The 26,112-nt window shown below is 72.3% G+C and carries 26 protein-coding genes; 8 read left to right on the forward strand and 18 right to left on the reverse strand.

Annotation, left to right across the window (positions count from 1 at the left end; genetic code table 11):
* The first annotated feature begins 48 nt into the window (after nt 1-48).
* Both ACQP1S_RS29450 and ACQP1S_RS29455 read left to right on the forward strand, forming a co-directional pair.
* Nucleotides 49-726, forward strand: coding sequence for an IclR family transcriptional regulator (locus ACQP1S_RS29450; RefSeq protein WP_363666155.1), 678 nt, complete (start codon nt 49-51; stop codon nt 724-726).
* 635 nt (nt 727-1,361) lie between these two features.
* Entirely contained in the window at nt 1,362-2,711 is a 1,350-nt protein-coding gene (locus tag ACQP1S_RS29455; RefSeq protein ID WP_432901100.1) for a hypothetical protein, read from the forward strand.
* A gap of 215 nt (nt 2,712-2,926) precedes the next feature.
* On the opposite strand, the gene ACQP1S_RS29460 is transcribed toward ACQP1S_RS29455, so the two are convergent.
* The 3 genes from ACQP1S_RS29460 to ACQP1S_RS29470 form a co-directional block, all read right to left on the reverse strand.
* Entirely contained in the window at nt 2,927-4,618 is a 1,692-nt protein-coding gene (locus ACQP1S_RS29460) for a S8 family serine peptidase (protein WP_432901102.1), read from the reverse strand.
* An 89-nt stretch (nt 4,619-4,707) separates the two neighbouring features.
* Complete coding sequence (locus tag ACQP1S_RS29465) at nt 4,708-5,397, reverse strand: HAD family hydrolase (protein WP_432901104.1); 690 nt, start codon at nt 5,395-5,397, stop codon at nt 4,708-4,710.
* A gap of 77 nt (nt 5,398-5,474) precedes the next feature.
* A complete protein-coding gene (locus tag ACQP1S_RS29470; protein ID WP_432901106.1) occupies nt 5,475-6,437 on the reverse strand; it encodes an EamA family transporter in 963 nt (320 codons plus the stop codon).
* A 76-nt stretch (nt 6,438-6,513) separates the two neighbouring features.
* Here ACQP1S_RS29470 and ACQP1S_RS29475 point away from each other — a divergent pair, with 76 nt between their 5' ends.
* The gene (locus tag ACQP1S_RS29475) at nt 6,514-7,062 is read left to right on the forward strand and encodes a CGNR zinc finger domain-containing protein (protein ID WP_432908425.1); all 549 of its coding nucleotides are present in this window, start codon (nt 6,514-6,516) and stop codon (nt 7,060-7,062) included.
* On the opposite strand, the gene ACQP1S_RS29480 is transcribed toward ACQP1S_RS29475, so the two are convergent.
* From ACQP1S_RS29480 to ACQP1S_RS29490, 3 genes are all read right to left on the reverse strand, one after another.
* On the reverse strand, nt 7,019-7,600 hold the full coding sequence (locus ACQP1S_RS29480) for a GNAT family N-acetyltransferase (protein WP_432901108.1): 582 nt from the start codon (nt 7,598-7,600) through the stop codon (nt 7,019-7,021). The two genes, ACQP1S_RS29475 and ACQP1S_RS29480, sit on opposite strands and share 44 nt — an antisense overlap.
* A 78-nt stretch (nt 7,601-7,678) precedes the next feature.
* Complete coding sequence (locus tag ACQP1S_RS29485; RefSeq protein WP_432901111.1) at nt 7,679-7,861, reverse strand: DUF397 domain-containing protein; 183 nt, start codon at nt 7,859-7,861, stop codon at nt 7,679-7,681.
* Entirely contained in the window at nt 7,852-8,664 is an 813-nt protein-coding gene (locus ACQP1S_RS29490; RefSeq protein WP_432901114.1) for a helix-turn-helix domain-containing protein, read from the reverse strand. The genes ACQP1S_RS29485 and ACQP1S_RS29490 overlap by 10 nt, the downstream gene beginning before the upstream one ends.
* Nucleotides 8,665-9,286: 622 nt before the next feature.
* Between ACQP1S_RS29490 and ACQP1S_RS29495 the strand changes: the two genes are divergently transcribed.
* A complete protein-coding gene (locus tag ACQP1S_RS29495) occupies nt 9,287-9,529 on the forward strand; it encodes a hypothetical protein (RefSeq protein WP_432908428.1) in 243 nt (80 codons plus the stop codon).
* 116 nt (nt 9,530-9,645) lie between these two features.
* On the opposite strand, the gene ACQP1S_RS29500 is transcribed toward ACQP1S_RS29495, so the two are convergent.
* From ACQP1S_RS29500 to ACQP1S_RS29530, 7 genes are all read right to left on the reverse strand, one after another.
* Nucleotides 9,646-11,046, reverse strand: a complete 1,401-nt coding sequence (locus tag ACQP1S_RS29500; RefSeq protein ID WP_432901117.1) for a class II fumarate hydratase — start codon at nt 11,044-11,046, stop codon at nt 9,646-9,648.
* 187 nt (nt 11,047-11,233) lie between these two features.
* Nucleotides 11,234-11,494, reverse strand: a complete 261-nt coding sequence (locus ACQP1S_RS29505; protein ID WP_363803264.1) for a GntR family transcriptional regulator — start codon at nt 11,492-11,494, stop codon at nt 11,234-11,236.
* 691 nt (nt 11,495-12,185) lie between these two features.
* Complete coding sequence (locus ACQP1S_RS29510; RefSeq protein ID WP_363803265.1) at nt 12,186-12,695, reverse strand: hypothetical protein; 510 nt, start codon at nt 12,693-12,695, stop codon at nt 12,186-12,188.
* A gap of 27 nt (nt 12,696-12,722) precedes the next feature.
* Nucleotides 12,723-13,112 (reverse strand): hypothetical protein, encoded by a 390-nt coding sequence (locus tag ACQP1S_RS29515; protein WP_363803266.1) that lies wholly within the window; start codon nt 13,110-13,112, stop codon nt 12,723-12,725.
* 118 nt (nt 13,113-13,230) lie between these two features.
* Nucleotides 13,231-14,898: a fumarate hydratase gene (locus ACQP1S_RS29520; protein ID WP_363666177.1), complete on the reverse strand. Its 1,668-nt coding sequence runs from the start codon at nt 14,896-14,898 to the stop codon at nt 13,231-13,233.
* Nucleotides 14,899-14,965: 67 nt separating this feature from the next.
* Nucleotides 14,966-16,417 carry a PQQ-binding-like beta-propeller repeat protein gene (locus tag ACQP1S_RS29525; protein WP_432901122.1) on the reverse strand — a complete coding sequence of 484 codons (1,452 nt, stop codon included), beginning with the start codon at nt 16,415-16,417 and terminating at the stop codon, nt 14,966-14,968.
* 163 nt (nt 16,418-16,580) lie between these two features.
* On the reverse strand, nt 16,581-17,069 hold the full coding sequence (locus ACQP1S_RS29530) for an Lrp/AsnC family transcriptional regulator (protein ID WP_091247565.1): 489 nt from the start codon (nt 17,067-17,069) through the stop codon (nt 16,581-16,583).
* 140 nt (nt 17,070-17,209) lie between these two features.
* Between ACQP1S_RS29530 and hppD the strand changes: the two genes are divergently transcribed.
* Genes hppD through hisC form a run of 4 tightly spaced genes read left to right on the forward strand, consistent with a single transcriptional unit; the run spans nt 17,210 to nt 21,378 of the window.
* A complete protein-coding gene (gene hppD, locus ACQP1S_RS29535; protein WP_432901124.1) occupies nt 17,210-18,415 on the forward strand; it encodes a 4-hydroxyphenylpyruvate dioxygenase in 1,206 nt (401 codons plus the stop codon).
* A gap of 11 nt (nt 18,416-18,426) precedes the next feature.
* Nucleotides 18,427-19,182, forward strand: a complete 756-nt coding sequence (locus ACQP1S_RS29540; RefSeq protein ID WP_432901126.1) for an RDD family protein — start codon at nt 18,427-18,429, stop codon at nt 19,180-19,182.
* A gap of 40 nt (nt 19,183-19,222) precedes the next feature.
* Nucleotides 19,223-20,278, forward strand: a complete 1,056-nt coding sequence (locus ACQP1S_RS29545) for an RDD family protein (RefSeq protein WP_432901128.1) — start codon at nt 19,223-19,225, stop codon at nt 20,276-20,278.
* Entirely contained in the window at nt 20,275-21,378 is a 1,104-nt protein-coding gene (gene hisC, locus ACQP1S_RS29550) for a histidinol-phosphate transaminase (protein ID WP_432901130.1), read from the forward strand. The genes ACQP1S_RS29545 and hisC overlap by 4 nt, the downstream gene beginning before the upstream one ends.
* Nucleotides 21,379-21,478: 100 nt before the next feature.
* Here hisC and ACQP1S_RS29555 read toward each other — a convergent pair whose 3' ends face one another.
* The 5 genes from ACQP1S_RS29555 to ACQP1S_RS29575 all read right to left on the reverse strand — a co-directional run bounded on the left by ACQP1S_RS29555 (nt 21,479) and on the right by ACQP1S_RS29575 (nt 26,073).
* Nucleotides 21,479-22,726, reverse strand: coding sequence for a PQQ-binding-like beta-propeller repeat protein (locus ACQP1S_RS29555; RefSeq protein ID WP_432901132.1), 1,248 nt, complete (start codon nt 22,724-22,726; stop codon nt 21,479-21,481).
* A gap of 147 nt (nt 22,727-22,873) precedes the next feature.
* Complete coding sequence (locus ACQP1S_RS29560; RefSeq protein ID WP_091247577.1) at nt 22,874-23,356, reverse strand: SRPBCC family protein; 483 nt, start codon at nt 23,354-23,356, stop codon at nt 22,874-22,876.
* A gap of 108 nt (nt 23,357-23,464) precedes the next feature.
* Nucleotides 23,465-23,674: a DUF397 domain-containing protein gene (locus ACQP1S_RS29565; protein ID WP_091247579.1), complete on the reverse strand. Its 210-nt coding sequence runs from the start codon at nt 23,672-23,674 to the stop codon at nt 23,465-23,467.
* Nucleotides 23,675-23,986: 312 nt separating this feature from the next.
* Nucleotides 23,987-25,183, reverse strand: coding sequence for a fumarylacetoacetase (fahA, locus tag ACQP1S_RS29570; RefSeq protein WP_432901134.1), 1,197 nt, complete (start codon nt 25,181-25,183; stop codon nt 23,987-23,989).
* The gene (locus ACQP1S_RS29575) at nt 25,180-26,073 is read right to left on the reverse strand and encodes a hypothetical protein (RefSeq protein WP_432901136.1); all 894 of its coding nucleotides are present in this window, start codon (nt 26,071-26,073) and stop codon (nt 25,180-25,182) included. The genes fahA and ACQP1S_RS29575 overlap by 4 nt, the downstream gene beginning before the upstream one ends.
* Between the last annotated feature and the right edge of the window lie 39 nt (nt 26,074-26,112).

Raw genomic sequence — 26,112 nt, forward strand, 5'->3', positions numbered from 1 at the left:
TGTCCGTGCTTTCCGGGGTCGGCCCGAGCCGGGTCGTACGCTCCTGCTGTGGAGAAGACGGCAGCCCCCGGTGAGCCGGGCAACCAGGCGCCTGCGGGTGGCGAGACGGCGCAGACCCTGGACCGGGGCCTGCGCCTGCTGCACCTGGTCGCCGACGCGTCGGCCGGGCTGACCGTCACCGAGGCCGCCCACCGGCTCGGCATCGGCCGGGCCGCCGTCTACCGACTGGTCGGCGCGTTGACCGGACACGGCATGCTGCGCCGGGGCGGTGACGGTCGGTTGCGTCTCGGTGTCGGCGTGCTGCACCTGGCCCGCCGGGCCCAACCGTTGCTGGCCGAGGGGGCGCTGCCCGCGCTACGTCGGCTCGCCGAACAGACCGGGGCGACCGCGCACCTGACCGTGGTGGAGGGCGGCGAGGGGGTAGCCCTCGCCGTGGTCGAGCCGAGCTGGACGTCGTTCCACGTGGCGTACCGGCCGGGAACCCGGCACCCGCTGGAACGCGGGGCCGCCGGGCGGGCCGTCCTCGCCGGGCGGGCCGGCCACGCGGCCCCGGTGAGCACCACCGGGGAACTCCAGACCGGGGCGTACGGGGTGGCGGCGCCGGTGCTCGGGGTGCCCGGTCTGGAGGCGAGTGTCGGGGTGATCTCGCTGGCCCCGCTGCCGGTCGACACGGTCGGCCCACAGGTCACCACCGCCGCCCGGACGATCGCCACCGCCCTGTCCTGACCGCAGCGGCCCCACCAGCCCTGATCTGCCCCGTCCTGACCCCGCCCTGCCCTGACCCCCGCCTGCCCTGACCCTCGCCCTGCCCTGACCTGGCTGTGAGGCTGGCCCGTCCTGCCCTGACCCTCGCCCTGCCCTAACCCCCGCCTGCCCTGACCTGACTGTGAGGCTGGCCTGACCCCCGCCAGCCCTGCTCCGCCCTGTCTCGTCGCCGGATGATCGACTCATCGGGGCCGATGTAGCGGCATCCCGCCCACCTCCACCCCGCAACTTCGGCCCACATGAGTCGATCAAGGCGTATCGCCCGCTCAGCTTCGGAGCGGGCCTGGGCGCGAGCCAGTGGAGCGGGCCCGAGCGGGAACAGGCGGGCCCGGGCGGGAGCGGGCGGGAGCGGGCGGGCCCGAGCGGAAGCGGGCGGAAGCGGGCGGAAGCGGGCGGGAACCGGGGCGCGACCGGGAGTCGAAAGCCGAGGTGGAGCAGGAACCGGGAGCGGGAGCGGGGAACCGGGAGCGGGAGCGATGGCGCGGGTACCACGATTCGGCGTGTGGTGGGGGTTGTCCACAGGAGGCCGGTTCGCGGGCAGGCGTGGTTGTCCACAGGGGTGTCGCCGGACGACCGGGAGACCCGAGGCTGGGGTCATGCCACCTCGACCCCATCGCCCGGTCGCCCTCGCCTGGCAGGTGTTCCGCGGCTCGGACGCGATCCGGCAGGGCCTGCTCACCCGCCACCACCTGCGCGGGGCATCCTGGCTCCGCCTCGGCCACGACGTCTACGCCGATGCCCGCCTCGACCGGGACCACGCCCTGACCTGCCGCGCCGCCCTCCTCCGGATGCCCGCCGGCACGGTGATCGCCGGCCCGTCGGCGGCTTACCTGCACGGGATCGAGCATGCCGCCGGCTTCGGTGACGAGGTGCACGTGCTGGTGCCCCGGGCAGCCCGGGTCGGCTCCCAGGGAGCGGTCACGTCCGCCTATCCCGGTACGGCCCGTCCCACCTCTACTGGTGGGATCCGGCCCGGCGCAGGTGGGGCTCGGCGTGGCGCGGGTGGTGGATGGGCTGGTCCCCCCGGCGGCATCCGGGTGCACACCGTTGCCGCCACCGGCGGGTCGGCGGTTCTCGCGCAACCGCATGCCTCCCGCCAACTCCCCGAGGACGCCACACCCACACCCACACCAGCGACAGCGACAGCGACAGCGACAGCGACAGCGACAGCGAACCGTGCCACATCGGCCGGTCTCACCACGCCAACCCGGCCCTGGCCCGCTATCCCCACCACACCTGCTCTGCACCCCGAGCCGGCCCTGCCCACCATCCCAGCCGCGCTTCCGGAAAGGGCCGGCAGTGGTGTGCCGATCAGCCGGAACAGGCCACTCCCCGGGTCGGCTGAGGCCAACCCGGTCACCGCCGCAACGCTGACGGGCGTCCGCCCACCGCCGACCGGCCCGCACCCGACACCGCCCGCCCTACCTCGGTCGTCCCCCACGCTCGCCGCCTGGGAAACGGCGGCATGGCTGGAACCGGTCCGCGCGGTCGGCATCGTCGACTCGCTGCTCGGCAGGGGCCTGACCAGCCCGGCTGCCCTCGCCGAGATCGCGCAGCACTTCGCCGACCGGCGGGGTGGCCGCCGGGCCCGTCGGGTCTTCGACCTGGCCGATCCGGCCGCGCAGTCGCCACCCGAGTCACACCTGCGGGTACGGCTCGTGCTGGCCGGCCTGCCCCGGCCCGTCGCGCAGCATCCCGTACGGTTGCCGTCGGGTCTGGTCCTGCACCCCGATCTCGCCTGGCCGCAGTTCCGGGTGGCGGTGGAGTACGACGGACACTGGCACACCGGTCCGGATCAACTGCACCGCGATCGCCGTCGACTCAACCAACTGGTCACCGCCGGCTGGATCGTCCTGCACGTGACAAGCCGCCGTCTGAGGGATGACTTCCCCACCGTGGTCCGCGAGGCACGCGCAGTCCTCACCCAACGCGGCTGGCGCCGATGATCCACTCTCTTGGCCCGATGTTGCGCCATCCCCTTACCCCGATACCGCAACATCGGCCCCCTGGAGTCGATCACCGCCGAGCGGACGCGGGGCGGGGCGAGACACGGGGCGGGGCGAGACACGGAGAGGCCCGGAAGACCGAGGTCGTCCGGGCCGCTCCTGAATGTCGAGCGTCAGCCCGGGTGTCGGGCCTCAGCCTGGGGTGTAGAGCCGCGTCAGGGGGCGACGTTCGGCTTGAGCGGGCTGCGCACCGCGGCGTTCGCGTCCACGATGCCGTACCCGTAGAAGCCGTTGAAGTTCAGCGAGCCGGCGCAGTACGCGTCGAACTCGGCCGAGCGGCCCTCGTTGGCGTAGCTCTGCAGGCGCGGCTCCGGGCAGGCGTGCTCGGTGGCGGTCCGGTAGAGGTGCTGCTCCACCTTGGCCGGCGCCAGGCCGTAGCCGTCCTTCCCCTCCTTCTTGCCCCACTTGCTGACGATCAGCGCGGCGACCCCGCTGACGTGCGGCGACGCCATCGAGGTGCCCTGGAGGTAGGTGTAGTAGCCACACTCACCGGCGGTGGTGCACTGCTTGAACACCGAGTTCTCGAAGCCCGGCACGACGTTGCCGTTCTCGTCGACCGAACCCTCCTCCTGGAGCACCTTCTTCGGGTACGTGGAGAGGATCATGTTGCCGTCGGTGCGGTGGGTGTCGGTGCCGAAGCCGTCCCGGAACCAGCCACCCGGCGCGGCGACCGAGATCTGCTCGGTGCCGTAGTTGGAGTAGTCGGACTTCTTGCCGGACGGGCCGACGGCGGACACGCCGATCACGTGCGGGCCCTCCACCGGGAAGTCCCAGCAGCTGTTGTTGTCGATCGGGCGCGGGTACGGGTCGGCGCCGTAGTCCGGGCTGGACACGTCGGTGCGGGGCGCGCCGAGGTCCTCGTGGTTGTTGCCGAGCGAGCCGACCAGGGTGACGCCCTTGTTGTGGGCGAAGTTCAGGGCCCGCTTCATCGCCTTGATGACAGCCCGCTGCTCGGCCTGCGACTCGGGCGAGTCGGCCGGGTTGGCGGTGCAGTTGTAGAGCCACGGGTCGACGTAGAACGACATGTTCACCACGTCGAGCCCGGACTTGCCGGCGTGCACCAGGGCGTTGACGACCGAGTTGAGGAAGAAGTACCCGGAGTCCTGGCCGCCCTTGAGTTCCACGATGGAGACGTTCGGGGCGACGCCGGACAGGCCGAAGCCGTTGGCCGCCGCACCGATGGTGCCGGCGACGTGGGTACCGTGCCCGCCGTCGTCGGTGCCGACCGGGTCGAGGCAGCTCGCCACCTCGCACGGGCCGTCGATGTCGGCGATGTCCGGGGCGAAGTTGCGCGACAGCGCCCAGTTGAAGTTGGGCGCGAGGTCGGGCTGGCTGGCGTCGACGCCGGTGTCCAGGACACCGACGGTGACCCGCTTGTCGCCCGGCATGACCTTGCGGGCCTTGTCGGCCCCGATCATGCCGAGGCCCCAGAGCTTGTCGTCGAGCGGGTCGAGCTTCTTGCCGTTGGCGTTGCCCTTGGCCTTGACCGCCTGCTTGGTCTGGGTCAGCAGGTTCTCCTGCGCGACCCGGTCCAGCTTGGGCTTGCGGCCGATGGCCCGCTGCTCGGCCGCGCCGACCAGCGCGGAAGCGGCGGTGACCCGGCCGGCGAAGTCGGCCCGGTCGCTGGTGACCTGGTACAGACCGACGTCGTCCGTACGGGACACGACGGTGCCGCCGGCGGCACGGATCGCGGCGATGGCCGTATCCGCCGAGACGCCGTCCTCGGCCACCACGGTGAACGTACGGCTGGTGGTCGGCCCGGCGTTCGCCGGGACGGTCAGGCCGGTCACCGTAAGTGCCAGGGCCGCCGCGGTCGCGACGGCTCCGGCGGTGAAGCGCTTGCTCACCACATGAGATCCTCTCGTTGAGGGACGTGGCAGCCATCCCATAGCACCGGCGGCAATTCCGCCAGATACAAATCCGAATTCGCCCCGCATCAGGCATTCGTCGGTTGCAGGCTGCGCAGTACCGCCGCTAGCTCGGTGAGCGTGCCCACCTCGGCGTCGGGGCGTACCCCGGCGGGGAGCGGGAGACCGAGCCGGTTGAGCCAGATGCCGCACATGCCGGCCTGCTGGGGGCCGAGCACGTCGTGGGCGAGCGAGTCGCCGACGTACGCGATCCGCTCCGCCGGCACCCCGGCGGCGTCGACGATCGCGGCGTAGAACGCCGGGTCGGGTTTCTTGGGCAGGCCGTGCTCGTGGGCGTACAACTCGAAGGCGAATGCGCCGGGCAGGCCGCAGCGTTCGGCCCGGCTGTTGCCGTTGGTGGCGTACCCGAGGGTGAAGTCGGCGCGCAGGGCGGCCAGCGCCGGCAGGGTGTCGGGGTACGGGTGGCTGAGCGCGTACCGTCGGGCGAAGAAGAGTTCGGCGAACTCGTCGAGCTGGCCGACCAGCCCGGCCCGGTCGAGCGACCGGGCCAGCGCGGCCCGGCGGATCTCCATCACCGGTGCGGCGGTCATCGCCCCGAAGACCGCCTGCCAGTCGGACTCCACCTCGGCGAGGGTCACCCCGGCCGCCACCGGTGTCCGGCGTCGCATCTCCTCCAGTACGGCCGCCAGGGCACCGGTTACCGCCGGGCGCAGGTCGATCAGGGTCTCGTCGGCGTCGAACACCACCACGCTGAGCATGTCCGACACCCTCTCACAGCGCCGATCCCGACTCAGGTCAGCGCCGCGTGACCGCCCCGGCTCAGGTCAGGGCCGGCTCAGGTCAGGGCCGGCTCGTCCGTCCGCTCCGCCGCCCGTTCGGTGCGGCCCTCGCGCAGCTCGTCGAGGCGGACCAGCGCCACCCCGGCGACGATCAGCGCACCCCCGGCGAGCTGCACCGGCACCGGCAGCTCACCCAGCAACAGCCAGGCGATGAGCACCGCGAACATCACCTCGGTCAGCCCGACGAACGACGACAGCCGGGCCCCGAGGATGCGGGTCGCGGCGATCCCGGTCAGGTAGGCCACCACCGCGGCGATGAGCGACAGTCCGGCGATCGGGACGAGCCAGCTGGTGCGCAGCCCGGCGAAGTCGACCGCGCCGAAGGTGGCCCGCAGCGGCAGCACCCCGATCAGGCCGAGCAGGGCCAGCACGGCCGCCCCGACGGCCATCCCGCCGCTGGCCATGGTGACCGAGGGCAGGTCGGCGTCGACCCGGGCGGCGAGGACGAAGTAGCCGGCCAACCCGACGGCCGCGCCGAGCCCCCAGAGCACGCCGACCGGGTCGAGGCGGCCCGCGCCGGTCAGGTCGAGCACCAGGCCGAGCCCGACCAGGGCGGCCAGCGAACCGACCACGGTGAGCCGGCGGGGGCGCTGCCCGTGCACCAGCCACAGCCAGCCCACCACGAGGATGATGCCGAGATATTCCAGCATCAGGGCCACCCCGACCGGCAGGTAGCGGACGGCGTTGAAGAAGCACGCCTGAGCGGTGGCGACGCCGAGCAGGCCGAAGACGGCGACCGGGCCGAGGTTGCGGCGCAGCACCCCGGCTCGGCCACGCAGCGCCAGCACGGCGGGGACGGCCAGCACCAGGGCGGCCAGGCCGACCCGGGCCACCACGACGGCCTCGGCCGACCAGCCGGCCTCGATCAACGAGCGGGCGAAGGTGCCGGAGGTGGCGAACGTGACGGCGGAGAGCAGGGCGAGTGCCAGCCCGGTGCCGACGGTGGATCGGGGCGGCATCGGGCTCCTCCGGAGTGACATCAGCAAAGTAGGATTACGCCAGTGACGCTAGCGGCCGATGACGACAGGGGTCAAGTTGCTTTTCGCTCATGACACGGAGTGCGGGCTGATCGCCGCTGCCGCCCTGGTCAACACCGAGAACCGGGACGGCGAGGGGCTGCCCGACATCGCCGCACTGGACCGTTTCATCGCCGCGAACCGGTGGACCGGTCGGCACGAACACACCGAGGCCGAGCTACGCGCCGTCCGGGCGCTGCGCCCCCGGTTGCGCCGGCTCTGGGACGACGAACCGGACGCCGTCGTCGCCGTGGTCAACGACCTGCTCCGCGAGTCCCGGGCGTTGCCACAGCTCGTCCGGCACGACGACGAGCCCTACCACGTGCACGCCGCGCCCCGGGACGCCCCGTTGGCCACCCGGATGGCCGTCGAGGCGGCGATGGCCGTCGCCGACCTGGTACGCGGCGACGAGCTGGGCCGACTGCGGCACTGCGCCCACCCCGAATGCGGCAACGTGCTGGTGGACCTGTCCAGGAACCGGTCCCGACGGTTCTGCGAGGCGGGCTGCGGCAACCGGGTCGCGGTCAGCGCCTACCGGGCCCGGAAGGCGGCCGGTGGTCGGCCCTGATCAGCTCGTACTCCACCTCGCCCTGCTCCGTGCCGGCGATCGGCTCGGCCCAGTCGAGGTGGAACGTGCGGACATAGCGCAGGCCGACCTTCGCCAGCACCGCCCGGGAGCGTACGTTGACCGCCATCGTCTGCGCCCAGACCCGGCGTACCCCCGGGATGTCGAAGGCGTGGCCGACCAGCGCGCGGGCGCCCTCGGTGGCCAGGCCGCGCCCCCAGGCCGCGCGGCGCAACCGGTAACCCAGCTCCGGCCCGGCACCGTCGTCGGACGGGTCGAGCGCGAACCACCCCAGGAAGGCGCCGTCGGCAGTGTCCTCGGCGGCCCAGCGGCCGAGCCCCGGATACCGGTCGTACTGGTCGAGGAGCCGGGGCAGCTGCTCGTCGCGTACGGTGGCGAGCGGGGTGGGTCGCCCGCCGGTGAGGAACCGCATCACCTCCGGGTCGCTGTCCAGCTCGACCAGATGCGGCACGTCGGCCATGGTGAAGCGGCGCAGCCGCAGCCGTTCCGTCGTCAGCAGCACCCCGTCCACACCGGTCACGCCCCGGATCATGCCGGCCACCGATCGTCCGGTCGACCGGTTATCCCGGCGGCGCCGGGCAAGCGGCGGCCGGGCAGGTCAGCGCGGGGGGGCGGCCACAAAGACCCGCCAGGAGTACGCCGGAAAGGTGAGCACCGGGCCGGCCGGGTCCTTGCTGTCCCGCACCCCGACCACCCCTACCAGATTCGTCGCCACCTCAACACATTGATCGTTAGAACCACTCCGGCGGCTCTTTCGCCAACCAGCCCCGGTCAACTCCATGACTCAGACAATTCCCTTAGCCGCTCGATCGACTCCTGCGGTGGCAAGGCCACGCCGAGGGTAGCTTCCCAGGTGCGCTGAAGACGCCGGAGGTCAGCCGGGTCGTCCAGTTCCTGCCCGCCGATCTGACCGCCGAGAAACGCCAACTCAACGTCGCCCGGCAGACTCGCCAGGATGAACGGCCCGTTCAGGCCCGGATACTCGTCGGCCGACGAAGGGACCACGTGTAGTCGGATTTGCGGATGCTCCGTGGCGATGCGCGCAAGGTGTAGAGCCTGGTCGCACATGACCTTGCGGCCACCGACCCGCCGGCGCAGGACGGCCTCGTCCAGGACCGCCACGAGACGTGGGGATCGTTCGGTGTAGAGCGTCTGTTGGCTGTCCATCCTGTCGGCCAGCCGGCGTTCGACCTCTTCCGGATCGAGCATCGGATCGGACTCGAAGACCGCTCGCGCGTATGCCTCGGTCTGGAGCAGCCCTGGAACATGGAGCGGGTCGAACCACCGCAGTGCCCACGCGTCCGCGAGAATCGCGCGCCAACCACGAAGCCACACCTGCGCCCGGTCGAGCGCGACCAATTGGATGAGCATCCGGCTGAAGGTGCCGCCGGTGTCGAGGGCCTTGTCGACCAGTTCGAGGTACTTCGCGATGGGCGGCTGCTGGCCCAGCTCGATCGCGCTGACCATCGACGCCGAGTAGTTGACCGCCTTGGCGAGTTCGTCCTGGCTCCAGCCCCGACGGGTCCGGGCCCGCCGTAGCTCGGCGACGAGGAAGGCCGCCGCCGTCATCCGCCCGTCCGTCATCTCCAGCAGCCCTCCAGCGCCCCGACGATCGACTCCGACACCACGCCGACCAGGGACGCCGCAAACACAGGACAAGTCCGGAAGCCGATAACAACCCTTCACACGGTAGTGGTTTCATCAGCAGACTGTGAAGTGCGACATCGACCGCCCTCCCTCCGGTCGGCCGGTGTCGCGGTGGGACAGCCCGCTCCCCGGCCGGCGGTCCCACCGCCGGGGGAGACGACCAGCCGACCCACCATGGAGGCGACGCGATGCCCCGGCTCACCTGGCGACACCGGCTTGCCCGCAGATTCCGACCCGCCCGGCGCCCCGAAGCGGCCCCACCCGGGCAGCCCGCTCCCCCGACCGCCGGACCGGCCGCCCGCCCGCCCGGCGGAACGGCCGCGTCCCCGACCGCCGCGCCGGGCACCGGATCGGCCCCGCCCGGGTGGGAGGACACCACGGTGTCGTTTCCCCGGGTGGGGCGGGTCGGCTGGCTCACGTTGGCCCAGGAGTGGCGCGCCAACCGGGGACGCCGGTGAGCCCGGCGGCCGGCCCGGACGGGCCGCGCCGCACCGGTGGACCACCCGAACCCGCCGGCAGTGGCGGGCCGGGCCCGACGCATCCGCGCCCGCACCTACCGCTGCGCCCGCTCTGGCTGTGCCGGGTGTGTGCCGCGCCGTGGCCCTGCGGGGCCGCCCGACTCACCCTCGTCTCCGAGTACGCCCACGACCGGGTCGCGCTCAACATCTATCTCTGCACGGTGCTGCACGACGCCGCCGCCGACCTGTACCACCTCTATCCCGACACCGGCCCCGACCCGGCGGCCCTCTTCGCCCGCTTTCTCGCCTGGGTCCCCCGCACCCGCCCACCTGCCGAGCCATGATCCACTCACGGGGGCCGATGTAGCGCTGTCGAATCCAGCTGGCACCGCTACATCGGCCCACAGGAGTCGATCAAGCCGCGCCGGCCCCGGGCGGCCGGCCGGGGACGGAGGGCGGATCAGGGGTGGGTCATGCGGAGCAGGTCGAGGGCCTCGTCGAGCTGGGTTTCGGTGAGTTTGCCGGAGTCGACGTGCCCCCGGGAGATCACCACCTCGCGGATGGAGACCTGCTTCGCCAGCGCCTCCTTGGCGATCGAGGCGGCCTCGTCGTACCCGAGGTGGCGGTTGAGCGGGGTGACGATCGACGGTGACCCTTCCGCGTACGCCAGGCAGACCTCGGCGTCCGCGACCAGGCCGACCACCAGGCGGTCGGCGAAGATCCGACTGGACGCGGAGAGCAACTTGATCGATTCGAGCAGGTTGCGGCCCATCACCGGGAGCATCACGTTCAGCTCGAAGTCGCCCTGCGAACCGGCGAAGGCGACCGCCGCGTCGTTGCCGATCACCTGCGCACAGACCTGCCGCACCGCCTCGGCGACCACCGGATTCACCTTGCCCGGCATGATCGACGAGCCGGGCTGGAGGTCGGGGATGCGCAGCTCCCGCAGGCCCGCCCGGGGGCCGGACCCCATCCAGCGTACGTCGTTGGCGATCTTGTAGAGCCCGACCGCGACGGTGCGCAGCTGGCCGGACGTCTCGACCAACGCGTCCCGCGCCCCCTGCGCCTCGAAGTGGTTACGGGCCTCGGTCAACGGCAGCCCCGTCGAGGTGCGCAGCTTCTCGATCACCTTGCCGGCGAAGCCCAGCGGGGTGTTGATGCCGGTCCCCACGGCGGTGCCGCCCAGCGGCAGCTCGGCCAGCCGGGGCAGCGCCGATTCCAGCCGCTCGACGCCGTAGCGGACCTGCGCGGCATAGCCGCCGAACTCCTGCCCCAGGGTGACCGGGGTGGCGTCCATCAGGTGGGTACGCCCCGCCTTGACCACCGTCTCGAACTCGGCCGCCTTCGCCTCCAACGCCCCCGCCAGATGCTTCAGCGACGGCAGCAGGTCCTCCACCACGAACTGGGTGGCGGCCAGGTGGATCGAGGACGGGAAGACGTCGTTGCTGGACTGCGAGGCGTTCACGTCGTCGTTCGGGTGCACGTCCCGGCCCAGCTCCCGGGTGGCCAGGGTGGCGATCACCTCGTTGGTGTTCATGTTCGACGAGGTGCCCGAACCGGTCTGGAACACGTCGATCGGGAACTGGTCGTCGTACCCGCCGTCGGCCACGTGCGCGGCGGCGGCGGCGATCGCCTCGGCGACGTCCGCGCCGATCACCCCCAGCTCGCCGTTGACCAGCGCGGCGGCCCCTTTGATCTGGGCCAGCGCCTTGATCTGGGCCGGCTCGATGCCCCGGCCCGAGATCGGGAAGTTCTGCACCGCGCGCTGGGTCTGCGCCCGCCACAACGCCTCGGCGGGCACCTCCACCTCGCCCATCGAGTCGCGTTCGATCCGGTAGCCCGCTGCCTCTGGAGTCGTCACCCGTCCCATCCTGCCCCGCGCTCCCCCTGCTCGCAGCGAGGCTCCGGAGATTGCAGGCGGCAGGGCAAGATCGCGCTCGATCAGGGAACTCGATCAGGGAAAGAGTGGTATCACCCGCAACCGGATGCCACTCTTTCCAGGATCGAGCACGATCTTCCGCTGACAACCTCCGCCTTCGACACAGGCTCTAGGCGTCGGGGCTACCGGCGACCTCGGGCGGGACGTGCCAGCCCACGCCGGGAACCATGACGGCCAGACCCTCGGCCGCCAGCGCGTCCATCGCTTTGGAGGCGGTCTCCCGCGCTACGCCGTGAGTCTGGTTCAGGGTCTTCTCGGACGGGAGTCGACTCCCGGGCGGGTACTGGCCGACCTCGATCGCCTTACGCAGGATCGCCGCGAGTTGCCGGTATCGCGGCACCGGCGACATCGGGTCGATCTCTGTAGTCATGCCTCAATCATCAGCGGCGGCAAGAGCATCCTCGGCAATAACGGCACCTAAGGCACCCTAGGCACCCTAGGCGGCTAGCGGTAAGGTCCTGGCTAGCTCCACAGACAGGACGGCCCCGAGTGGCGCGGACACGCCACCCGGGGCCTTGATCGGACACGGGAGGTCCGACCCGATGAACATCTTCCCTGAGCCCTTCCGGCCGGCCCCATGTAGAAGGCGCTCCTCATGACGATCCTGGCGATTGGCCCACGAGAGTTGCCTGACAGGGGTATGGCGGAGGTGTGGTTCGACGCAGGCAGTGGGTCAACGGGGCAGCACGTCACGGTCTCCGTGAAGCTCCTGACCCTCTCCGACCTCGACCGAGGGGAGGGCGTGACGGCGTTGTACGAGTACGAGTCGTATCACTGCGAGGGCTAAACACGATGTTTCTTGCGACGAAGCCTCCGGCGAACACGCCGGAGGCTTCGTCGCCTGCGTATGCGGGTGGACCGCGCCGAAACGCACTTCCGCCTAGGCATACGCCGGATTTCATCAGGCCACCTAATGAAGCTGAGAGGAGTCAAGTCGGGACGACTTGCCGGACCCCCGCAGGTCAGTTAGCATGCAAGTGCCTGTGGCACTAGCTGCAGGAAGTGAACCCGGCAGCCTTCCGGACGGTGGGTGGGCCGGGTTTCGCGCGTTTTGGCGCAGTTCACACCTTCCGCACCTCCACGACCATGCGCCGGACCATGGCACGCCACTGCCCACCCTTGGCCCATGACCAGGCCACAGCGTCCGGGACCGCGAGCAGATGATCCGCGTGGGCGTTGATGTGGTCGTAGCGGAGCCGACCTGCCAGGCCCGCCGAACCCAACTCGTATCCGAGAAGGCTCCTGTCGGAGCCGAGACACGATGTATCGAGGTCCAGCACCAACCGCTCGGCTGCCATCTTGGCAGCGTCGGCGACGAGGCCGCGCAGGCATGCGTCACGGGCAGGCTTGTCGTTCCGATACGCCGTCGCGTCGTAGATCACGATCTCCGCAGGAAGATCTCGGAAGACGCGGAGAATCTGACGCCGCCGCTCGTCCCGCTCCTTGCAGAAGTGGATACTGCGCTGCCCACGGAACACCAATCGGCCGACGGTGGCCCGAGCAGCCGTCAGACACGAGTCGTCCAGTGTGGCCGCCACGAGCAGGAACCCTCGCTCCTTGGTCTCGTCCACGTAGATATGCGATCCCATCCGGCTGCCTCACACTGCCCGGTGCCGGAGGCTCTGAAGCGGCGCACCGGTGGTGGCCAGGAAGAAGAAGCTCCAGCCGTTCCGGTGCGGGCTCACCTTAGGGTTGTAGTGCTTGACGATCTCCCGGGCCGCCTGACTAGGGGTCCGGAAGGACTGCCCAGCCAGCGGACCAGAGGTGATATCGATCCGGCCTGGTCCGGGCACGAAGGACGCGTAGGTACGGTGGCCGGCGTAGTCGGCATAAACCCGAATGGAAGCAGGCTCCTCGTTGCCCCCGTCACCGAGGGGCAGAGCAGTCGCTGCCTGGGCCTGCAACACCAGTCGTGCCACCACCTCCCCTTTGGTCAACCCGGCAATACTGGCAGCAAAGGCAAGGTACTTGTCCGTGGCTTCATCCACGTCTACATGCGGCAAGGAAACCTCCATGATCTCCCAGGCAGGCTAGCACTCCAGGAGAGGAGGTGAATCGAATAAGAGAGTTGAGCAGCGCGTGTCGTTGCTCAGCGGCGACCCGCCCTCAGCGGCGGCCCACGGTCAGCACCGGCTTGGTGACCTCGGCGAAGAAGTCGTTGCCCTTGTCGTCGACCACGATGAAGGCCGGGAAGTCCTCCACCTCGATCTTCCAGACCGCCTCCATGCCCAGCTCGGCGTACTCCAGCACCTCGACGTGCCGGATGCAGTCCTGGGCCAGCCGGGCCGCCGGGCCGCCGATCGAGCCGAGGTAGAAGCCGCCGTGCTGCTGGCAGGAGCGGGTCACCTGGCCGGACCGGTTGCCCTTGGCCAGCATCACCTGGGAGCCGCCGGCCGCCTGGAACTTCGCCACGTACGCGTCCATCCGGCCGGCGGTGGTCGGGCCGAACGAGCCGGAGGCGTAGCCCTCGGGGGTCTTGGCCGGGCCGGCGTAGTAGACGGCGTGGTCGCGCAGGTACTGCGGCATCGGCTCGCCCGCGTCGAGCCGCTCGGCGATCTTGGCGTGGGCGATGTCCCGGGCCACGACCAGCGGGCCGGTCAGCGACAACCGGGTCTTCACCGGGTACTTCGACAGCTCGGCCCGGATCTCGTCCATCGGGCGGTTGAGGTCGACGCGCACCACGTCGGAGGCGTCGAGGGTCTCGTCGGTGACGTCCGGCAGATAGCGCGCCGGGTCGGTCTCCAGGCGCTCCAGCCACACCCCCGACGGGGTGATCTTGGCAACCGCCTGCCGGTCGGCCGAGCAGGAGACCGCGATCGCCACCGGGCAGGACGCCCCGTGCCGGGGCAGCCGGACCACCCGCACGTCGTGGCAGAAGTAGCGCCCACCGAACTGCGCGCCGATGCCGAAGTTGCGGGTCAGCTCCAGCACCTCGGCCTCCAGCTCCAGGTCACGGAAGCCGTGCGCACTCATCGAGCCCTGGGTGGGCAGCGCGTCGAGGTACTTCGCCGAGGCGTACTTGGCGGTCTTGAGGGCGTACTCGGCGGAGGTGCCGCCGATGACGACCGCCAGGTGGTACGGCGGGCAGGCCGAGGTGCCGATCAGCCGCAGCTTCTCCTCCAGGAACTGCATCATCCGGGTCGGATTGAGCAGCGCCTTCGTCTCCTGGTAGAGGTAGGACTTGTTGGCCGAGCCGCCGCCCTTGGCCATGAACAGGAACTTGTACGCGTCCGGGTGACCGTCCGGGTCCTCGGCGTACAGGTCGACCTGGGCGGGCAGGTTGCTGCCGGTGTTCCGCTCGTCCCACATGGTCAGCGGGGCGAGCTGCGAATACCGCAGGTTCAGCCTCGTGTACGCCTGGTAGACCCCGCGCGAGATCGCCTCGGCGTCACCGCCGTCGGTGAGCACGTGCCGCCCCCGCTTGCCCATCACGATCGCGGTGCCGGTGTCCTGGCACATCGGCAGCACCCCACCGGCGGCGATGTTGGCGTTGCGCAGCAGGTCCAGCGCGACGAACCGGTCGTTCGGCGAGGCCGCCGGATCGTCGATGATCGACCGGAGCTGGGCCAGGTGGGCCGGCCGCAGGTAGTGGGCGATGTCGTGCATCGCCTCGGCGGTCAGCGCGGTCAGCGCCGCCGGCTCCACGGTCAGGAAACGGCGGCCCCCCGGCCCGTGGACGACGTCGACGCCCTCGTCGGTGACCAGGCGGTATTCCGTCTGGTCGGGCCCGGTCGGCAGCAAGGGGGCGTACGAGAACGCGGCGGCACTGCTCATGTCGGAAAAGCCTAGGGCAGACCGGTCGATCGGTGACACCCGCCGGGTGGGTCGTGGGACGCCGCTCTCACCCGTTGCCGTTGGCGCAGAGTTCCCGCTTCGGTCCGCAGCTGTCCCCGACGTCGGGTGCGCCACCGGTACGCCCCGGGCCGGGACCGCCGCCACCGTCCGACCCGGCCGGCGGCGCGGCGGGTGGCGGTGCGCCGGCGCCCGCCCCGAACCGGACGTAGCCGATCTCCCGGCCCTCGCCGACGACCATGCCGTTGCGCCCGACCGCGAGCGCGTTGGCACTGGTCCGCAACACCACCAACTCCCGGCCGGTACGCGGGTCCACGGCCACCAGTCGGCTCGGCTTGTCCCCGGTCAGCACCGCCGCGTACGGGGTCAGCGCCGCGCCCGCCTTCGCGCCGGCCGGCCGGGTCCAGCGGGCCTTGCCGGCACCCAGCTCCCGGGCGATGACCGAATCCTTGTCGGCGCTGCGCACCAGGGCGTAGCGGTCGTCGACGGCGAGCAGCTTCTCCCCCTCGGCGTTCACCTGCAACAGCCGGCCGTCGTACCCGTCGAGGACCGTTTCCCGCCCGTCGGGGGCCACCCCGATCAGCACGTTGCGGGCCCCCTGCGGGTCCTCCCGCTGCACGCACCCGGCGCTGTCGGCGGTGCGCAGGTTGAGCCCGGTACGCCGCCACACCTCCTGCCCGGTGGCCGGGTCCCGGGCCGAGACGGCGTACTGGCAGCTGCCGTCGACGGAGACCGCGCTGATCTTGAGCATCCGGCCGCCGACCACGGACAACCGCTCGTCGCGGCCCGGTTCGACGTTCTGCACCACCCGGCCGGTGGCGGTGTCCACCACGTGCACCCGGCCGTCCACCGGGAAGCCGAGCAGCGGCGGCACCGCCTCCGGCCCGGCCACCGCCTCGTCGATCCGCTGCGCGGTCAGTCGCCGGGTGCCGAGCAGGCCCGGGTTGTCGGCGAAGAGCCCGCTGCTGACGCCGGGCAGGAAGGCCGTCCACAGTGGGCTGGTGCCACGCGGGTCCCAGGCGCTCAACGTGCAGTCGGTGGCGGCCACACACCGGGCGTCCAGCAGCATGTTCCGGTACGTCCAGACGGCCACCGCGTCGCTGTCGCGCCGACGTACCGCCCCGGTGGTGGGGTCGATCAGCTCGTACCCCTTGACCAGGAGCTTGCCCACGGCGACGACGGCGTCGCGGTCGCCGCCGGCCACCGCCGACCAGTCTGCCTTGCGCTCCCAGAGCGGGGCGCCGGTGGCGAGGCTGCGCACCTCGATGCGGGTCCGCTGCTCGACCACGACGGCGTCGCCGACGATCGTGACGCTCTTCGGGGTGCCGCCGACCCGCTGCTGCCAGAGCACGTCGGGTTCGGAGATCGGCTCGCTGCGGTCGACCCAGTCCCACACCCCGGGGAAGGGGTTCCACACCCCGGTGACGGCGAGCGCGATCACGATGACGAGCCCGAGCAGCAGCCCTCCCCGCACCCCGCCAAGGCCCTTCACACCGCACACCGTAGCGACGTTCACCTCCCCGCCCCGCCCCCGCGCCGGAGTGTCGCCCCGCTTTCTCCCTGGCGGACGACGCACCCGTCGGGCAGATCGGACGCATCACAACATCGCCGGTATAGCACCAACACAGCCTTCGGATGCCGCTATATCAGCCCAATTGGCTTGATCACGACCCGGCGGCGGAGCGGAGCAGGGGCAGCGTGCGGTAGGGGATCTGCTCGGCGAGCGCGATGATCGTGGAGGCCCGGCGGATCGCCTCGGACGAGACGATCTGGTCGATCACCCGTTGCAGGTCGGTGTTGGAGCGGGCCACGATCCGGCAGAGCAGGTCGCTCGCCCCGGTGATGGTGTGCGCCTCCAGCACCTCGGGGATCGCCGCCAGGTGGGCGGTGACCGTGTCGTGGCCGTGCCGCTGGCTGATCTCCAGGGTGACGAAGCTGGTCACCGCGAACCCGATCGCCGCCGGGGAGATCTCCGGCCCGAAGCCGCCGATCACCCCCCGGTCGACCAGCTTGTCCAGCCGGGCCTGGACGGTGCCCCGGGCCACCCCGAGCCGGCGGGAGCATTCCAGCACCCCGATCCGGGGTTCGTCGGCGAGGAGTTGGACCAGCCTGCCGTCCAGCGCGTCGAGCCGTACACCCTGTCCAGCGTTCATGGCTGCACACCCTACCGATTGCGCAACCTGACCAGGGGAAAAGGTGACGGTTGCCCAGCGGATGGGGCCACCACGATGCTGCCTGGAAGAGCTGTCGGACCACCGGCCCACGAAGCCGGCCGCAACCGAGGGAGGCCACCGTGACCCAGGCGATCGACCGACCCCAGTCGACCGAGGACATCGACGTCGACACGCTCGTCGGCGCAGTCGACCACGACATCACCCGTGACCCGTTCCCGGTCAAGGGTCTCGACCACGTGCACTTCCTGGTCGGCAACGCCAAGCAGGCCGCGCACTACTACTCCACCGCGTTCGGCATGACCTGCGTGGCCTACCGGGGCCCGGAACAGGGCTACCGCGACCACGCCGAGTACGTGCTGACCAGTGGTTCGGCCCGGTTCGTGCTGACCGGCGCGGTCCGCCCCGACGCCGCCGGCACCGACCACGTCGCGAAGCACTCCGACGGGGTCAGCGACATCGCGCTGGAGGTGCCGGACGTCGACGCCGCCTACGCGCACGCCGTGGCCCAGGGCGCGACCGGCCTCATCGAGCCGCACGACGTGACCGACACGCACGGCACCGTCCGGCTCGCCACCATCGCCGCGTACGGCGACACCCGGCACACCCTGGTCGACCGGTCCCGCTACACCGGCCCGTTCCTGCCCGGCTTCGTGGCCCGGGGCCCGATCGTCGACCGGCAGCCGATGATCGCCGCCGGCCTCCAGCCGAAGCGCTTCTTCCAGGCGGTCGACCACGTCGTCGGCAACGTCGAACTCGGCCGGATGGACGAGTGGGTGGAGTTCTACAAGCGGGTGATGGGCTTCTCCAACATGGCGGAGTTCATCGGCGACGACATCGCCACCGACTACTCGGCGCTGATGAGCAAGGTCGTCGCCAGCGGCACCCGGAAGGTGAAGTTCCCGCTCAACGAGCCGGCGATGGCCCGCAAGAAGTCGCAGATCGACGAGTACCTGGAGTTCTACCAGGGGCCCGGCGCGCAGCACATCGCGGTCGCCACCAACGACATCCTGGCCAGCGTCGACGCGATGCGGGCGGCCGGCGTCGAGTTCCTCGAGACCCCCGACTCGTACTACGACGACCCGGAGCTGCGGGCCCGGATCGGCAACGTGCGGGTGCCGATCGAGGAGTTGAAGTCCCGCAAGATCCTGGTCGACCGGGACGAGGACGGCTACCTGCTCCAGATCTTCACCAAGCCGGTGCAGGACCGCCCGACGGTCTTCTTCGAGCTGATCGAGCGGCACGGCTCGCTCGGTTTCGGCAAGGGCAACTTCAGAGCGCTCTTCGAGGCCATCGAGCGGGAGCAGGAAGCGCGCGGCAACCTGTAACACTGTCTCGCGTGACGCAGCCTCCGACGTTCCCGACGCCGCCGGCCGGTGGGTCTCCGCCCGCCGCCGGCGGCTTCGCCCCGCCCGGCGGCCCCCACCCCCAGGGGTACGCCGTGCCGCCGCAACCCGGCCCGTACAGCGGCCCGCCCGCCGGGTATCCGCAGCCCGGTGCCTACCCGACGCCGCCCGGCCCGTACGCCGGGCTGCCCGGGTACCCACCGGTGCCCGGTATGCCGCCGCCCGGCTCCCCGACGCTGTCACCGCGCGGGCTGCCGCTGGCCGGCTTCGGTGACCGGCTGCTCGCCCTGCTCATCGACGGGCTGGTGCTCGGGGCGGCCAGCCTGGTCTTCGTCGTGCCGGCCTTCATCGTCTTCTTCATGCTGGTCCTGCCGGACCTGAGCACCGGGCCCGACGGCCAGCTCATCGCCGACCCGTTCGCCGGCTTCCTGCTGCCGCTGCTGGCGCTGGAGGCCGTGATCTTCCTGGTGATGTTCGTCCTGAGCTACCTCTACCTGGTCGAGATGATGTTCAAGACCGGGCAGACCATCGGCAAACGGGCGATGAAGCTCCAGGTGGTGCCGCTCGACCCGGCCGGCACGCTGACCCGCAAGGCGGCGGCCAAGCGGTGGGTCGTCCACCAGGGCGTCGGGACGGTCATTCCCGGCTTCAGCTACCTGGACGGGCTGTGGCAGCTCTGGGACAAGCCGTGGCAGCAGTGCCTCCACGACAAGTTCGCCGGCACCGTCGTCGTTAAGGTTGCCGGGTGAGCGACCAGAGCGACCGCACCGGACAGCGCAGGGCCAGACCGTGAGCGTGCAACCAGGCTGGCACGTCGACCCGGCCGAGCCGACCACCCGACGGTGGTGGGACGGTGAGGGCTGGATCGGTGCCCCGATCCCGGTCGACGCCACCCCACCGGACGGTCCGCCGCCGCCCGAACCGGAGCCTGTCGGAGAGCCGCCCGCCCCGGCCGCCGGCAGCCCGACCGCAGCCGGTCAGCCCTCGGCACCCCCGTGGACCCCGAACGCCCCCGGTCAGCCCGGCGCATCAGGCGCACCGCCCGACGGGCCCGGAGCACCCGGCACGCCGGGCATGCCGTGGACCGGGCAACCGGGAGCAGGGCAACCCGGAGCAGGGCAACCCGGGCTCGGGCAGCCCGTACACCCGGGGGCCGGGCAGCCGGAGGGCCACCGGGTCGGACAGCCCGGCGGGCCGCCGCCCGGTTGGCCGTACCCGACCTGGCCGGGGCGTCCACCCGAGCCCCGCCCGCACGGCGTGCCGCTGGCCGGTTACGGTGCCCGACTGCTCGCCCGGTTGATCGACTTCGGGGTCGTCCTCCTGCTCAACGCGGTGGTCAACGGCTGGTTCGTCTGGCGGTACTTCGAGGAGACCGCGCCCTACCTGCGGGAGGCGGTCCGCCGGGCGATGGCCGGCGACTCCTCCCGGGAGGGCCTGCCGGCCATCGGTGAGCAGGCCGGCGGCCTGCAGATCGCCATCCTGGTCATCGCGACCGCACTCTGGTTCGCTTACGAGGTGCCGACGATGGCCTCCGGCGGGCAGACCCTGGGCAAGCGGCTGCTGCGCATCCGGGCGGTGCCGCTCGACGCCGACCAGCCGCTGGGCTTCGGCCGGGCCACCCGGCGGTGGAGCACCATGGGCATGCCCACCCTGCTGTGGTTCTGCTGCGGGCTCGGCCTGCTGCTCCAGTTCGTCGACGCGGTCTCCGCACTCTTCGACCACCCGCTGCGCCAGGCGTTGCACGACAAACGGGCCCAGACGGTCGTGGTGCAGGTGCCGCGCGCCGACCACCCCGACACCCCCACCGACCGCGACCACCCCGAGCCCCCGGGAGACACCCCATGACCGACACCGGACGTCACCAGCCCCCGCTGCGGCTGACCCGCGCCGACCTGGACGCCCTGCCCGCCTACGTACCCGGACGCAGCCCGGCCGACCTGGCCCGCGAGCTGGGCCTGGCCGAGGCGATCAAGCTGGCCAGCAACGAGGTGCCGTACGGGCCGCTGCCCGGGGTGGTCGAGGCGGTCACCGAGGCGGTCGCCGGCTCACACCGCTACCCGGACATGGGCGTGGTGGCGCTGCGCGCCGCGCTCGCCGAGCGGTACGGCGTGGACCCCGACCGGATCGCCACCGGCTGCGGGTCGGTGGCCATGACCGAACACCTGGTCCGGGCCACCTGCCTGCCCGGCGACGAGCTGCTCTACTCGTGGCGCTCGTTCGAGGCGTACCCGATCATCGCGGCGACCAGCGGCGCGAGCAGCGTGCGGGTGCCCAACGACGCCGGCCACGGACACGACCTGGCGGCGATGGCCGCGGCGGTGACCGACCGGACCCGGATGGTGGTGGTCTGCAACCCCAACAACCCCACCGGCACGGCGGTACGCAAGCCGGAACTGGACCGGTTCCTCGACGCCGTCGGCGACGACGTGCTGGTCGTCATCGACGAGGCGTACCGGGAGTTCGTCACCGATCCGGCGGTGCCGGACGGCCTGACCTACCTGGACCGGCCCAACGTGGTGGTGCTGCGTACCCTGTCCAAGGCGTGGGGGCTGGCCGGGCTGCGGATCGGTTGGCTGGTCGGCGCCCCCGAGGTGGCCGCCGCCATCCGCAAGGTGGTCACCCCGTTCTCCACCAACACCGCCGCCCAGGCGGGTGCGCTGGCCGCGCTGGCCCAGGCCGACGAGGTCGAACGCCGCTGCGCGCTGGTCGTCGCCGAGCGGGACCGGGTCACCGAGGCCTTGCGCAAGTTCGTCCCCGACGTGCCGTCCAGCCAGGCCAACTTCGTCTGGTTGCCGCTGGGTGAGCGGGCCGTGGCGTTCGGCAGGGCGTGCGAGACGCGCGGCGTGATCGTCCGGCCGTTCGCCGGGGACGGGGTCCGGGTCACCATCGGCACCCCGGCCGAGAACGATGTCTTCCTGGCCGCCGCGGAGGCCGCCCTGTCCTGAGCCGTCGGTCGGGGGCCCGGCGCAGGTCGGGGCCCCGCCGGGTCCGAGATCAGGCAGGGTCCGCCGGGGCGCGGGGCAGGTCGGGGACCGCCGGGCCGGGTCAGGTCGCGGCGAGCACCACCGGCTCGGCCATCAGGAAGTACGCCTGGTCGTCGTCGGCCGGGTCGGCGCGCTCCCGCAGCCGCTCCACCGCGACGTAGCCGCCTGCCGCGTACGCCCGGCCGGGTTTCCAGCCGATGCCGTCCCGGCCGGGGGTCATCGGGAACCGGGACCGCTGGGCACCGGTGACCGGGTCGAGGGTGATCAGTTCCCGGCGTTCGGTCAGCACGTAGAGCCGGCCGGCCTCGGTGGCGAGGACGGTCACCGGGCCCAGGTCGCCACGCTGCCAGCGTTCCTTGCCGCTGCGTGCCTCCCACCCCTTGAGCACCCCGCCGTCGTCGCCGACGGCCAGCTCACCGACCAGGGTGCTGTCGGCGGCGGCCAGGGCGGGGGCGGCCATCGGCGCACCCGGGCCGACCTGCCAGCCCCGACCGCCGGAGCCGTCGTCGGTGCGCAACCCTCGGCACTGCGACCGGGGGGTGAGGCAGCCGACCGGGGTGACGGTGAACCGGTCGGGGGCGTCCGGCGGTCGCCAGCGGGTGGCGACCGTGCCGGTGGACACGTCCCGGAACTCCACCGCCGTCGGCCCACCGCAGGAGTCGACGGAGAAGACCTGCCCGGCGGCGGTGGTGCCCAGGTCGGTGCGGCAGTCCCGGTCGCCGTCGACCCGCCAGAGCGCCCGTCCGTCGGCGAGGTCGTAGCCGCGCAGACTGCCCGCCCCGGAGACCACCAGCACCGTCCGGCCCGCCGGGGCGGGGGCGACGGAGATCCCACGCGGGTCCCAGACGGTGGCCGCCCCGGTGCGCCGGGCGGGCGGGGTGTCGTCCGGCGTCGGCCCGTCGGCCCGCCAGGCGACCCGGCCGGTGAGCGCGTCCAGCGCCACCAGCTTCCCGTCCGACCAGTGGCTGAGCACCGTCGTGCCGGCCGCCAGCACCCCGTCGAGCGAGGCGGGCCAGCGCCGGTACGACCAGAACGGGGTGACCCGGTTGCGGCCGTCGGCGGGCTGGTCGGCATAGAGCTGACGCTCGGCGGCATAGACCCGGAGCCGTCCCGCCACCACCAGGGGTGCGACCGGCAGCCGGCCCACCACCCCGATCGCGGGGGTGCCGGCGGGCGGGGGTGCGCCCTGGGCGGGCGTGACGACCTCGGCGGGGGCGAGCACCCGGTAGCCGATACCGGCGACCGCCACGAGGGTGAGCAGCGCGGTGGCCGCGACCACGAGTCGCCGCCGTCCCTTCGGGATTCCCATGCCCACCTCCGCCCGGCACCCTACCCAGGCGTCCCCCCTCGGGACCGGTCAGGTCACGCCACGTCGCGCGAAGGATTCCCGAACCGGCTCCGGCGGGACACCGGACGCCGGACGGGGGAGTGCGGGCGGGGGAGGCGGGGCGCGAGGTCAGGCTGCGGTGGCCCGGCCGGCGCTGCGCACGGTGGCGGCCAGCGCGGTCAGGTCCCGCCGGATCGCGCCCTCCACCGTCCGCGCAGCCAGACCGCCGAAGAGCAGCGCCAACATCCGACCGTACGGGGCGGTCGGCAGCGCCCGGTGCTCGACGGTGAGGGCGGTGCAACCCCGGCGACGGCGCTGGACGGTGCGCAGGGTCCAGGTGATCCGGTAGTCCACCCCGATGCCGGGGGAGCTGAGCACCAGCCGGTGCGGTGGCTCGGCGGCCAGCACGAGGAACTCCTCCGCCTGGTCGCCACCGTCCGGCCGGGTGCGGGTCTCCCGCCAGGCGGTGCCCGGGCCGAGCGGCCCGGGGGTGAGCAGCTCGACGGCGCTGACCGTGCAGAGCCAGTCGACGCGGACCGGCAGGTCGGTCAGGAGCGCCCACACGTCGACGGCCGGCGCCTCGATGAAATCGGTGACCGCAACCGTCGACATGACACCTCCCGTGCCGTCCACGGTACGGCGGGTGAGCGGCCAGCGGGGGGCCGGACGATGAAATTCCCGTCACCGGTGCCCCTACCGAGGCACCGGTGACGGGGTTGATCAGGGCCGCAACAGCCCTTCCCGGACGGCGTCGACGAACGCCGTCCAACCCGGTGGGCCGATGACCAGGGCCGGACCCGACGGGTCCTTGGAGTCGCGTACCCCGACCACTGCTCGGGTACGGACGAGATTGTCCGCCACCTCCACACAGAGCCCCTGGTCGTTCGACCGGCTACTGGTGCGCCACACCGCGCCGACGAGATCGTTCATGCTCCTACCTCCTGTCCGCTGGGACGTGTCACGCCGACGCACCCCACGCCGCCGACGGGAGGCGGGCGACGCGGGGTGCGTCGACGGAATCCGAGGGACAAACGCGGCAGGAGGCGCGGACGATCGGACAGCCGGTGCGACCGGCACGACCCGGTGCCGGACGGTCGGGCCGGCACCGGAGCGGTGCCCCGCCGGTCTAAGCCGGGCCGACGCCGGACAGGCTGCCACCGGACCGACACCCGGCCGGTAGGAGCCGGCCCAGGCGTAGGCGGGGTGCGATGGAGCCGGGCCGGTCGAAGCCGGGCCGGTGGGTCAGCGGGCGGACAGGATCTGCCCGGTGACCTCGCCGAGGGCGACGGTGGTGCCGTCCGGGCCGGGGGCGGTGGCCCGCAGGGTGACGGTGTCCCCGTCGGCCAGGAAGGTGCGGGTGTCCCCGCCGACGGTGACCGGTTCGGCACCACCCCAGGTCAGCTCCAGGAACGAGCCGACCTGGCCGCGCTCGGGGCCGGAGACGGTGCCCGAGGCGTACAGGTCGCCGGTCCGCAGGGACGCGCCGTTGACGGTGAGGTGGGCCAACTGCTGGGCGGGCGTCCAGTACATGCCGGCGAACGGTGGCGCGGTGACCTGCTCGCCGTTCCACTCGACCGACAGCCGCAGGTCGAGCCCCAGGTGCGGGGTCTGCCGCAGGTAGTCCTGCACCGGCGGGTCCTGCTGCGGGGCCGGGACGAACGCGTCGGCCAGGGCGTCCAGCGGCGTCACCCAGGCGGAGACGGAGGTGGCGAAGGACTTGCCGAGGAACGGCCCGAGTGGCTGGTACTCCCAGGCCTGGATGTCCCGGGCCGACCAGTCGTTGACCAGCACCACCCCGAAGACGTGGTCGGCGAAGTCGGCGGTGGGCACCCGGTCGCCCAGCGCGCTCGGCACCCCGACCACGAAGCCCACCTCGGCCTCGATGTCGAGGCGTACCGACGGGCCGACGGTCGGGCCCTGGTCGGTGGCCCGCTGCCCGGTCGGCCGGACGACGGGGGTGCCGGAGACCACCACCGTGCCGGCCCGGCCGTGGTAGCCGATCGGCAGGTGCTTCCAGTTCGGCAGCAGCGGGGGCTGGCCGGGGCGGAAGATCTGCCCGACGTTGCCGGCGTGGTGCTCCGAGGAATAGAAGTCGACGTAGTCGGCCACCTCGAACGGCAGCAGCAGCTCGACCTCGGCCAGCGGCACCAGCAGCGGCTCGACGGCGGGTCGGTGCGCCGGGTCGGTGAGCAGCTCGACGAGGCGCTGCCGGGCCGCCGTCCACTGCGGGCGACCCAGCGCCATGAAGTCGTTGAGGGTGGGCCGGCCGAACGCCCCGGCGGCCAGCACCAGCCCGGCCGACTCCGCGCCGGCCAGGTCGAACACCAGATCGGCGACGCGTACGCCGATCCTGGGCGGCTGCCCGCCGTGCCGGAACACCCCGTACGGCAGGTTGGTCACGCCGTACGGCGAGCCGTCCGCGCCCGTCACCCAGCTCATCGGTCGAATCCCCCGTTCACCAGCCCCAGCCGGATCAGATCGGTCAGTGGTTCCCGGACGCTGCACGAGCCGAACCCGATCCAGAGCGGGCGGTCGGTGTCGCGGGCCGCCCGGGCCGGCTCGACCAGCCGCACCGCGTCGGTGTCGGCGAGCAGCACGGCGACGGCGTCCACCTCGGCACCGGCGGCGGCGGCGAGGGTGGCGGCCAGCACGTTGCCGAAGCCGTGGTGGGTGAAGCCGGTCTCCGGGTCGAGGTGGCGTACCGCGTGGTGCAGGCCGGCGGTCAGCTTGAACGGCAGGTCCCGGTCCCGGCAGGCGCAGATCACCGCAGCCAGCTCGACGGGGGTGGGGAAGAGTTCGGCGGCCAGTCCGCCGGTGCGGAACTTCGCGGCGATCGGCACGCCGGCCGCACGGGCCCCGGCGAGGGTGTCCAGCGCTGCGGTCAGCCCGAAGGTCAGCGGCAGCTCCGCGTACCAGTAGCCGGCCGGTTCGCCGGGCCGGGTCGGCTCCCGGCCGGGGTCCACCCCCGCCCCGGCGAGCCGGAGCAGCTCGGCCAGGCCGGGCTGCGGGTCCTCGCCGCGTCGGGCGACGGCCGCCTCGACCTGCCGGACCACGATGCCGGCGGCGTCGAGGCGGGCCAGCGCGGCGGGCAGCCGGGCGATGCCGGTGTCGCCGATCAGCCCGACCGGGAAGCCCTCGGTCAGGTCGGTCAGCGCGTCGTCGGCGACGGCGGAGGCGGGCACCAGCAGCGGGCCGACCAGGTCGGCGTACCAGGCGGCGCGGTGTTCGCGGTGTGCGGTGACCGCGTCGGGCAGCGACGCGCTGCCGGGCGGAAAGACGGCGGCGTCGTCGACGAGTCCGGCGAGGAGGCGGGGGACCTGCGTTGACACGAGACAAGAATCTACGGGACGCTGTCAAGGAACGGACAG

Origin of the sequence: Micromonospora matsumotoense (assembly GCF_050951065.1) — a bacterium.
Taxonomy (GTDB): Bacteria; Actinomycetota; Actinomycetes; order Mycobacteriales; family Micromonosporaceae; genus Micromonospora; species Micromonospora matsumotoensis.

Excerpts from the sequence above, each read along its gene's own strand:
- ACQP1S_RS29455 (WP_432901100.1), top strand. The coding sequence starts at position 1,362 with ATGCCACCTCGACCCCATCGCCCGGTCGCCCTCGCCTGGCAGGTGTTC.
- ACQP1S_RS29465 (WP_432901104.1), bottom strand. The coding sequence starts at position 5,397 with ATGCTCAGCGTGGTGGTGTTCGACGCCGACGAGACCCTGATCGACCTG.
- ACQP1S_RS29470 (WP_432901106.1), bottom strand. The coding sequence starts at position 6,437 with ATGCCGCCCCGATCCACCGTCGGCACCGGGCTGGCACTCGCCCTGCTC.
- ACQP1S_RS29485 (WP_432901111.1), bottom strand. The coding sequence starts at position 7,861 with ATGGAGTTGACCGGGGCTGGTTGGCGAAAGAGCCGCCGGAGTGGTTCT.
- ACQP1S_RS29490 (WP_432901114.1), bottom strand. The coding sequence starts at position 8,664 with ATGACGGACGGGCGGATGACGGCGGCGGCCTTCCTCGTCGCCGAGCTA.
- ACQP1S_RS29505 (WP_363803264.1), bottom strand. The coding sequence starts at position 11,494 with ATGACTACAGAGATCGACCCGATGTCGCCGGTGCCGCGATACCGGCAA.
- ACQP1S_RS29520 (WP_363666177.1), bottom strand. The coding sequence starts at position 14,898 with ATGAGCAGTGCCGCCGCGTTCTCGTACGCCCCCTTGCTGCCGACCGGG.
- ACQP1S_RS29530 (WP_091247565.1), bottom strand. The coding sequence starts at position 17,069 with ATGAACGCTGGACAGGGTGTACGGCTCGACGCGCTGGACGGCAGGCTG.
- hisC (WP_432901130.1), top strand. The coding sequence starts at position 20,275 with ATGACCGACACCGGACGTCACCAGCCCCCGCTGCGGCTGACCCGCGCC.
- ACQP1S_RS29555 (WP_432901132.1), bottom strand. The coding sequence starts at position 22,726 with ATGGGAATCCCGAAGGGACGGCGGCGACTCGTGGTCGCGGCCACCGCG.
- ACQP1S_RS29560 (WP_091247577.1), bottom strand. The coding sequence starts at position 23,356 with ATGTCGACGGTTGCGGTCACCGATTTCATCGAGGCGCCGGCCGTCGAC.
- ACQP1S_RS29565 (WP_091247579.1), bottom strand. The coding sequence starts at position 23,674 with ATGAACGATCTCGTCGGCGCGGTGTGGCGCACCAGTAGCCGGTCGAAC.
- fahA (WP_432901134.1), bottom strand. The coding sequence starts at position 25,183 with ATGAGCTGGGTGACGGGCGCGGACGGCTCGCCGTACGGCGTGACCAAC.